We start from the raw sequence: 9608 nt of genomic DNA on the forward strand, positions 1-9608 counted from the left end.
AAAATACCTGATACCAAAAAGACCCGTGCATGATATAGATATTGAGCGACATATGACCATCACGTTTGCTTATCGAATTCATATAACTATTTTCAAAATAAATAATGCTTATGTTTCATCTTATATAGAATAGATTAAGTGATAATTTAATCGCACAAACTACACGGTTGCCGTACCATTTCCGTAACGTCGGGTTTTTCATTGAAGGCTAAGCAAACTAATTTTTAGTAATTTACTTATTATTTATGCGCAGTAGTTTGCAATTATCTTTATTAAACCGTGCTAATATGAATTCTATATCCGTTTAGACTGTTTTATGGTTATCGAAGCTATCAAGCAGTACAACAGGTTAGCGCGTTAAAAAGATTAAAACTCTTGTCAGGAAGACGAGATTGTTAAAAAGACACTGGATAGTCCACCCTTCTGTCTTCCTCAAGAAACGTTATTTTTGCCATTCGATGGTTTAGGTCAATACGATGCTTAAATAGTTAACTACTTTTATTTGAAGTAGAGAATTACCGAGCATTAAACGTACTATCACGCATCATCATTTTCACTATATAAAGCAGTACCTGACTATTTTTTATACTTTTCGTGGTAAGAAATAATCGCAGTTCTTTTTATATGGTTGATATTTTTTAGGTAAGACAAAAGGAGTTGTCCTATGGAAAACCACAACGATCCATCTGGATATTGGCGCGCCAATATTCGTCTCATTCTCGGCAGCTTGGTTGTTTGGGCGCTATGCTCATATGGCTTTGGTATCTTGTTTCGTCCATTGTTAGCTGGTATCAAAATCGGTGGTACTGATCTGGGCTTTTGGTTTGCTCAGCAAGGATCCATTGGTATATTTATCATCCTAATTTTCTTTTACGCTTGGCGTATGAATAAGTTAGACAAACAATATGGCGTAGACGAGGAATAGCCCCATGAGTCAATTTGTAATTAATCTTATTTTTGTGGGTCTATCCTTCGCTCTCTATTTCGGTATCGCGATTTGGGCTCGTGCTGGTTCAACCAGTGAATTTTATGTTGCTGGTGGTGGTGTCCATCCGGTCGTTAACGGTATGGCAACAGCTGCTGACTGGATGAGTGCGGCGTCATTTATCTCAATGGCAGGTCTTATTGCTGCTAGTGGTTATGGCGCTTCTACCTATTTGATGGGTTGGACTGGCGGTTACGTTCTGCTAGCGATGCTTTTAGCGCCTTATTTACGTAAGTTCGGTAAGTTCACGGTTCCTGATTTTATCGGCGATCGTTTTTACTCAAAAACGGCTGCTATGATTGCTGTGGTCTGTTTGATTACCGCATCGACCACTTACGTTATCGGTCAGATGACCGGTGCTGGTGTTGCATTCTCGCGCTTCTTAGAAGTTGAGAGTAGTACTGGTCTTATCATTGCGGCTATTGTTGTCTTCTTCTATGCCGTACTTGGTGGTATGAAAGGGATTACCTATACGCAGGTTGCACAGTATGTGGTTCTGATGATTGCCTATACTATTCCTGCTGTCTTTATTTCACTTGAGTTGACCGGTAACCCGATTCCAGGCCTTGGTTTGTTTTCAAACCATGTCGAGTCAGGTGTCCCTATTTTGACTAAGCTTAACCAAGTTGTGACTGACTTAGGATTTGCCTCTTATACGGCTGATGTTCCTAACAAGCTAAACATGGTGCTATTTACCTTGACGCTAATGATCGGTACAGCAGGTCTACCACACGTTATCATTCGTTTTTTCACTGTACCTAAAGTGGCTGATGCACGTTGGACAGCAGGTTGGACACTGGTATTTATCTCGCTACTATACTTTACTGCTCCAGCAGTAGGTGCCATGGCTCGTCTAAACCTAATTGACACCGTTTACCCACAAGGGGTTGCAGAAGCGCCTCTAGAATATGATCAACGTCCAGACTGGATGATGACATGGGAAGAAACAGGTCTTATCAAGTATAACGATCTAAACAATGATGGTCGTATTCAGTTGTACAGTGATAGTGGGTTAGGTGCTGCTCAGATCGCCCTCAATACTGCTCAAACTGACGGTGGCGATGTTGCTGCAGCAACTGCAGCGGTAGAAACCGCTCGTATTGCACATGATGCAGAGCTTGATGGTCGTTTTGCTAACGCTGGATGGGCAGGTAACGAGCTTGATGTTAACGCTGATATCTTAGTTCTAGCGAATCCAGAAATTGCACAGCTTCCACCATGGGTTATTGGTCTGATTGCTGCAGGTGGTTTGGCAGCAGCACTATCAACCGCTGCAGGCCTACTGCTCGCAATTTCATCAGCCATCAGTCATGACTTGATCAAACGTAACTTAAACCCAAATATCACTGATAAACAAGAGCTAAAATATGCTCGTATCACTATGGGTGTGGCGATTGTAGTAGCAACTTACTTAGGTATGAATCCGCCAGGGTTTGCCGCACAGGTCGTAGCACTGGCCTTCGGTATTGCTGCCTCTTCATTGTTCCCTGTGTTAATGATGGGTATTTTCTCTAAACGCATCAACAATCTTGGCGCTATTGCAGGTATGTTGACTGGTTTAATAGTCGTTCTTGTCTATATCTTTATGTTCAAAGGTTGGTTCTTCATCAGTGGTACAGCGAACTTCCCTGATACTGAAGAGTACTGGTTATTTGGTATCTCACCACTATCATTTGGTGCAGTTGGTGCATTGCTTAACTTCATCGTAGCATTCGCTGTATCTTATGCTACTGCGCCACCACCAGCACATATTCAAGAGCTGGTTGAGAGCGTACGTTCTCCACGTGGCGCTGGCGGTGCGGTCGACCACTAAGCTCACAACTGAGGATATATCTTCTGTTACTATATATCACTCACAGGCAGTAGCTGCTTGTGGGTGATTTTTTTATCCTATAGCTATAATAACTAAATTTTAGATTTTTACTTTATCTAAGAGGTTCAATTAGACACATCTAACGCATTAAGGAATATTTTATGCTTTTTGAGTTTATCGCTACCATCGCTGCCGCATTTGGTATGGCTGGACTAGCACTTATCATAACTCACCTCAGCAAACTGGCAGGCAAACGTGCACCTAAATGGCTGATTCCCTTATTTGCTGCTATTGGGATGTTTGCATTCCAGATAAACCAGGAATACAGCTGGTATGGTCAACAAGTGCGAGATCTGCCAGAAGGCGTAGAAGTTGTCAAAACAGCAGAAAGCAAGGAATGGTTCCGCCCATGGTCTTATGCTAAACCACAAATATTACGTTTTATCGCTGCTGATACTGGAAATGCTAGTGTGCAAGTAGACAACCCAAATATATATTTATTCAATTTATATTTATTTGAAAGACGAAGAAGTGTAGAGAAAGTTCCACAAGTTATCGATTGCAGTGTTCCTGCGCGTGCAGACTACGTAATACCAGAAAAAGGTAACACACTGACGGTGAATGAACATGTTAAACAGACCACTGCGTGGCGAGAGCTGACTACAGACGATCCTTTATTTATCAAAATCTGTACTGATGAAATCGTCTGATCCTATAACGCTTAGTACGGTTATGATTATGCTGGTTCATTAAATACTGACATCCAGTTGCTTTTAATAGCGTTGAGAAGCGGCTGAATAAGTATGCTTTGAATTAGCTCCTAGCAATAGCCCAGCGCACAAGCCACCAAAATGTGCCGCAAATGAGATACCTTGTTGCGGCATCAATCCTTGCTTAATGGTCAGCCAATAACCAGTCCCCATAACAATACAAGCAATCAGATAACCCCAACGCCGCGCAAATATAGCTCCGCCTATCATATAACCTAACATTGCAAAACAAAGCCCTGATGCGCCGATATGGATAGAAGATGGCGACCCGATAACCCAAGTGACCAGTCCTGAGGCGACCACCAGTTTAATTACCGTGCGATAAGCATTCTTCTCAAACAGTCCAAACAAAAACAAAATCTGTAATAGCGTCACCGTATTGCCAGTCAAATGCGACAAATTGCCATGCATGGTCCATGAAGCAAATACCCCTATCATACTACCCACATCTAAAGCACGCGGTACAATACCAAAGATATTCCACAGTCCAAATAAGGCCACTTCATTTAGAAAAAACATACCCCACATCGGTATAAGTACAAAAGCATATAGTCCGATGACCTGCTTTATTCGTACGACAATTAAGTGAAGCAACTGCTGCCAATTCATATACCATCCTATCCTTATTATCTAAATTTTTTATGCCTATTTAATGATTTACAGCAAATAGTGGGCGTACAGCAGGTTTGAACGATAATAGTGATGCATCTTCATCCGCAGTGAGATAGTTATCACCATGCAATAATGACGTCGAATGATAAGGAACCAAGGCCGTAGGAATAAAGCGACGTGCCGCATCGATATGCTTGATTGAATCATCAAAGAAGATATGCGGCGCAAATGTTCTGAGTACCGCTGTTTTCTCTAGTCCTCCCAAAAAAAACGCCATATCAACATTCACGCCCCACTCTCGCAATGTCTTAATAGCACGCAAGTCAGCTGGTGCATTACGCGCGGTCACAAGCGCAATTTTTATTGGCGAGTATTTTAGATCAGCAGGTAGGCGCTCTTGCAGATTTGATAATTTAATCAATAATTCAGCGTAAGGACCTTTTTCAATCGGTAAATCACGCATTTGTACTTCACGATCATGAAAGGCTCGTAGCCCTTTTTGTTTGTATAGCAGTTCACCTGAATCATCAAAAAGTACCGCGTCCCCGTCAAAGGCAATGCGCAGCTGCTCAGTATCCAGCTCATAAGTATTCACAGGCGTAGCGTCTAGTATGGCACAGGCACAGATATTGGCATCCGCAACTTGCTGAGCATCATCACGATTGGTAGTCAAAAACAGATCAACGTTAAAGTCTTTGATATAAGGCGCAACAGGGCTACCTGAAATAAAAGCAGAACGGGAGATATTAATGTCATGTTCTAGAATTGCATTAAGTACCTGAATACCAGTGTCTGGACTACTTTTTGACACGATAACGACTTCGACCAATGGTGTTTCAATGTCTGAATCTTGTCCATCGCTATTATCAGAATACTTATTTAGGTTTAGTAACGCTTTGATCAACGGATAACCTGCACCAATATTCAAGGGATCATTTTCACGCTCGGTCATGTACTCCCTAAACTCTTTTATAGCACTTGTAGGTCGTTGCTCTAGCAGCTCTAGCAAATAGTTTTCTGACTCAGTCAAATCAAAAAGTGCCGTCGCAGAAATTGCGACGATAAGCGTATTACTAAAATCGACAGCCATGACTATCTCTACTTATAAAATTATATAGGAAAATGAATGAAAACCAGTTTACTACATTCACAAGCCTTTATAACACTAAGAAAAGTTATCATCATGCAGCATCGCAGATTGTGAGTTTGTAAAATGTTCCTCTCTTAATTCTTAGTCAAAATATCAGCCAATAAAAAAGCCACACTGCTTTATTAGCAATATGGCTTCATGCAATAGCTATATAAGCTATGGTTTAGATTCAGCCTACCCCAATAGCACAAGTGAAATCGCAGGGAACATCACCAAAATAACCAAACGAATCACATCAGAGACAATGAATGGTGCCACCCCTCGGAACATATCGCTCAGCTTAATGTGCGGTGCCATCGCCTTAATCACAAAGATATTCATGCCCATCGGCGGCGTAATCAAACCAAGCTCCACCGTCAATACCGCAATGATGCCAAACCAGACCGGATCAAACCCTAACGCTAGAATGATGGGATATACCACGGGAATGGTGATTACTAGCATCGCTAAGGCATCCATGAACAATCCCAATAGGAAGTACATGAACAGGATACAGATCAGCACAATCATTGGACTGACCGCTAGCCCACCGATCCAAGATGCCAAGGTATAAGACAAGCGTGAGACTGAGATAAAATATCCCAATGCCTCTGCACCCAGTAGCATAAAGAACACCACTGCAGAGAGTGCTAGCGTCTCAATCAATGACTGCTTAAGACCATCTAAACGCATGCCTTTAGCAAAGGCATAAGCCCAAGAGACAAACGCCCCTACTGCGGCCCCTTCTGTTGGGGTAAATAACCCAAAGAAGATACCGGCAATAATCACAATAAAGATAAAGCTAAACGGTATCAGCCCCGTAAGCGATAATAGCTTGGCTTTCCAAGACGTTTTCTCACCACGTTTTGCCAAGTGTGGTTTCCAGCGTACCATCACCATGACGGTCAGTGAGTACATCACCATACCGAGCATACCGGGTAAAAACCCAGCGATGAACATGTCACCTACTGACTGCTGGGTTAAGATGGCATAGACCAGTAGCGCAATACTGGGCGGAATCATAATACCAAGCGTACCACCAGCGGCTAAGATACCGCAGGCAAAGCCTGGCTGATAGCCGTACTTCTCCATTTGCGGTAACGCCACTTTGGTCATGGTAGAGGCAGTGGCAAGCGATGAGCCTGAGATAGAGGCAAAGATACCGGATGAACCAATACCTGCAATACCAAGACTACCCCTTACTCCGCCAAATATGGTTCGGGTGGCTTCAAAGAGTTTTCCTGCCATACCTGAGTGAGTAGCAAACACGCCCATCAGAATAAACAAAGGGATGGCGCTAAAGTCATACTTTGCTAAGACATCAACTGGGATATCTTTGAGCATTTGCAGAGCACCACTAGGCGCGGTAACCGCACCAAAACCGACTAAGCCTACCCCTAACATGGCAAGTGCGACAGGTACTCGTAAGACGACAAGCAGGATCATGACCACTAGGCCAATCGCACCGATAATTTCTGGACTCATGCGCCTGTCTCCTCGGCGTCAAAGAATTCGCCTGTCTTAAAGATGTTGATGGATTCGATCAATGAGCGAATGGCCAGTAGGATGCTTAAGAATGCACTAACCATATAGATAGGCATCATAGATATGCGAAGGTCTTGGGTGACTTTGCCATACTCTAAGGCATCAATGGCGCTCTCGTAGAGTCCCCATGAGAAGACGATGCCGATGACAAAGAAGCCCATCATAAAGATAGCCATGAGGTAGCCCTTGATAGATTGGGGCATTTTCTGGGTGAAGACGTCGACGATGATTTGTGAGCGTTCAACGAAGGCAGCAAAGGCAGCGAGTAATGCAAATAGCATGAAGTAGGAGACGATCTCTACACTGCCTTTGACGGTAAAGCCAAACTCACCGCCGGTGAGTTTGAATATGTAGCGCGCGCTGACGTCGAGCATGGTGGTTAGTACGATGATGATGAGACTGATCCCACCAATGAACTGGCATAATCTAGAGATTAAGACGCTGAGCTTGACTAAAAATGCCATGTGACACCTCCAATAGGTTAAACCTTACAGGCAGCACTGGCAGCTTTTGCTTTTTCATAGACACTATCAGCATCCAAACCCAAAGCATTAACATCCTTTAGATATTTTTGTGTTCCTCTTTCAAGTGGCCCTTTCCAGTCTGGATCATTTAATGGATCAGGAATTTCGATAATTTCATCACCTTTATCTTTAGCAGCTTGAATTGCCATTTGGTCATGTTTATCAAACACTTCACCGACCTTATTAGCTAATGCCATCCCTGAGTTTTTATCCAAAACTTGTTTTAGATCATCAGGTAAGTTGTCATATTTGTCCTTATTCATCGTGACCATAAGCGCTGAACTATAGAAAGGAATATTGGTATGATACTTGGTAATCTCATCAATTTTAAACGCTGTTACTGCTTCCCAAGGGAAACTCAAACCATCAACAACGCCGCGCTGTAACGAGGTATACATATCATTAGCAGGTAAACCTACTGGCGAGGCACCAGCGCTTTCAATAATATCACCAGCAACAGCTGAAGGACGGCGAATACGCATACCTTTCATGTCTTCAGGTGTTCGAATTAGCTTATCAGTTGTATGAAGCGCCCCAGGTCCAGCCCCGTACATAAATAATAAATGTGAGTCTTCGTATTCACCTGCTAAAGTACCGTCATCATATAAGGTCTGTAGCATACAGCCCATTTGAGTTGCTGAATTTGATAAACCTGGAAGTTCAGTAATCTGAGTCAAAGGAAAGCGACCGTTGGTATAACCATGCGCTTGTGAACCGATATCGATCGTACCTTTAGCAGCAGATTCATAAGTAACGTCTGCTTTAGCAAGACCCGCTGATGGATAAAGCTCCACTTTTAGACGACCATTAGAATCTGTTTCTATCTGTTTTGCCCAAGGCTCGAAGACTTCTTTACTGATAGATGAGGTTGCTGGCCAAAAATGTGAAAACCGTAGTACGGTAATTTCTTGAGAAGTAGCTGATGAGCCATCAGTCGTATCAGCAGACTGGTTAGAACAGCCAAGAAGACTAATAGCGGCTAAAGCACCAATTGAAAAAAGAGGAGCTAACTTCATTATCAATTCCTTTTGATAATTATGAGAATAGGAGTAATGTGTTACGAGCAGACAATTTGATTCATCCTAGATTAAATTGTCTACAAGGTTTAGATATATTTTTTACACACCTGTAATAAAAATACAGTTTAAAATTAGCAGCTATAATGATAGAAGTCAAATCATTTTAAGCATATTATAAAGGATATATTCATATTATAAATATAATCTTAATACTTGAATTGTCTATATAGATAATAGTAAAAAGTAAGCAGAATAAAATAATTCCTCATAAAAAAGCTCTCAGCCTGCTACGCAGTTGAGAGCTTTTTTTGTAAATATCATATGAATATATAGAAACTGATATAAGCATTTAGATAAATAATAATAGCGATGAAGCGCTACTTTTCCATTTGCCACTTATCATCTACCCATACAGCATCGTTATCATCTAGATGTACATGCCATTCTGCATCAGTTACCACAAGGCGAATCTCAGTCAAACATTGTAGCCAATGCTCTAGGGTATACATAAGATCTTCTACATCCATATTAGCAGGTAGCTTTGTAGCTCCTGCTAATATGACCTCAGACTCACTATCATCATATGCATAGAGATCGAAAGTCTCTGCATCATCTGCATGCTTGAAGTTTTCATTATATTCATCGACTATTGACGCGATCTTTTCTTGCTCCTGTTGAGTCAAGAGAGTAGAACGTTCAGCAGTATAGTAGAGTGAAACGCCCATAATATGCTCCAAAATAAATGACAAATAGTAGATTCTAAAAGTGAATAAATAGTATCACATCAAACTGATTTGTAGGAAGGTTTGAGTTTTGACCGAAACATCTAGCACTAAGCTTTATTACCAAACCGCGCACAAAGAAAAGCCCCTTGATACGTCAGTATCAAGGAGCTTTTCAAGGATAGAGAGCTGACGAACGAGAAGAGCACCGTTAAGGCAAAACATTGCTTTGCTAGGCAACGCAAGAGCTATCTACCGGCATAGCCTTCCGTCTTGCGCTACGGACGACTGTCTCCCAGACAGTCGTTACTCCTTGCTCACCTTTAAATAGGATTTTCTGCGTAGATCATTAGGAATAAAAGATAGACACAAAGAAAAGCCCCCTCCGCGTTAGCGAAGGGGGCTTTATCTAGAATAGAGAGCTGACGATGACCTACTCTCACATGGGCGAACCACACTACCATTGGCGCTACGATGTTTCACTTCTGA

The 9608-nt window shown here is 42.1% G+C and carries 9 protein-coding genes; 3 read left to right on the forward strand and 6 right to left on the reverse strand.

The genetic code is table 11. The annotated features are described in order from the left end of the window. The first annotated feature begins 664 nt into the window (after positions 1 to 664). From HCZ91_RS11590 to HCZ91_RS11600, 3 genes are all read left to right on the forward strand, one after another. Entirely contained in the window at positions 665 to 925 is a 261-nt protein-coding gene (locus HCZ91_RS11590) for a DUF4212 domain-containing protein (RefSeq protein ID WP_101205298.1), read from the forward strand. Between the two features lie 4 nt (positions 926 to 929). Further along, positions 930 to 2798 (forward strand): sodium:solute symporter family protein, encoded by a 1869-nt coding sequence (locus HCZ91_RS11595; RefSeq protein WP_101205297.1) that lies wholly within the window; start codon positions 930 to 932, stop codon positions 2796 to 2798. Positions 2799 to 2959: 161 nt separating this feature from the next. Further along, on the forward strand, positions 2960 to 3508 hold the full coding sequence (locus tag HCZ91_RS11600; RefSeq protein ID WP_101204398.1) for a hypothetical protein: 549 nt from the start codon (positions 2960 to 2962) through the stop codon (positions 3506 to 3508). A 63-nt stretch (positions 3509 to 3571) separates the two neighbouring features. Here the strand turns inward: HCZ91_RS11600 and HCZ91_RS11605 are convergent, their stop codons facing one another. From HCZ91_RS11605 to HCZ91_RS11630, 6 genes are all read right to left on the reverse strand, one after another. Further along, on the reverse strand, positions 3572 to 4177 hold the full coding sequence (locus HCZ91_RS11605; protein WP_179799513.1) for a rhomboid family intramembrane serine protease: 606 nt from the start codon (positions 4175 to 4177) through the stop codon (positions 3572 to 3574). 40 nt (positions 4178 to 4217) lie between these two features. Next, complete coding sequence (locus HCZ91_RS11610) at positions 4218 to 5270, reverse strand: 5'-nucleotidase (RefSeq protein WP_179799514.1); 1053 nt, start codon at positions 5268 to 5270, stop codon at positions 4218 to 4220. A 234-nt stretch (positions 5271 to 5504) separates the two neighbouring features. Beyond that, a complete protein-coding gene (locus HCZ91_RS11615; protein WP_102093493.1) occupies positions 5505 to 6794 on the reverse strand; it encodes a TRAP transporter large permease in 1290 nt (429 codons plus the stop codon). Beyond that, positions 6791 to 7318 (reverse strand): TRAP transporter small permease subunit, encoded by a 528-nt coding sequence (locus HCZ91_RS11620; protein ID WP_179799515.1) that lies wholly within the window; start codon positions 7316 to 7318, stop codon positions 6791 to 6793. The genes HCZ91_RS11615 and HCZ91_RS11620 overlap by 4 nt, the downstream gene beginning before the upstream one ends. Before the next feature lie 17 nt (positions 7319 to 7335). Continuing rightward, positions 7336 to 8394: a TRAP transporter substrate-binding protein gene (locus HCZ91_RS11625; protein ID WP_179799516.1), complete on the reverse strand. Its 1059-nt coding sequence runs from the start codon at positions 8392 to 8394 to the stop codon at positions 7336 to 7338. 380 nt (positions 8395 to 8774) lie between these two features. Further along, positions 8775 to 9122 carry a hypothetical protein gene (locus tag HCZ91_RS11630; RefSeq protein ID WP_179799517.1) on the reverse strand — a complete coding sequence of 116 codons (348 nt, stop codon included), beginning with the start codon at positions 9120 to 9122 and terminating at the stop codon, positions 8775 to 8777. Between the last annotated feature and the right edge of the window lie 486 nt (positions 9123 to 9608).

The sequence above is a fragment of the Psychrobacter sp. BI730 genome, from assembly GCF_013414195.1.
Classification (GTDB): domain Bacteria; phylum Pseudomonadota; class Gammaproteobacteria; order Pseudomonadales; family Moraxellaceae; genus Psychrobacter.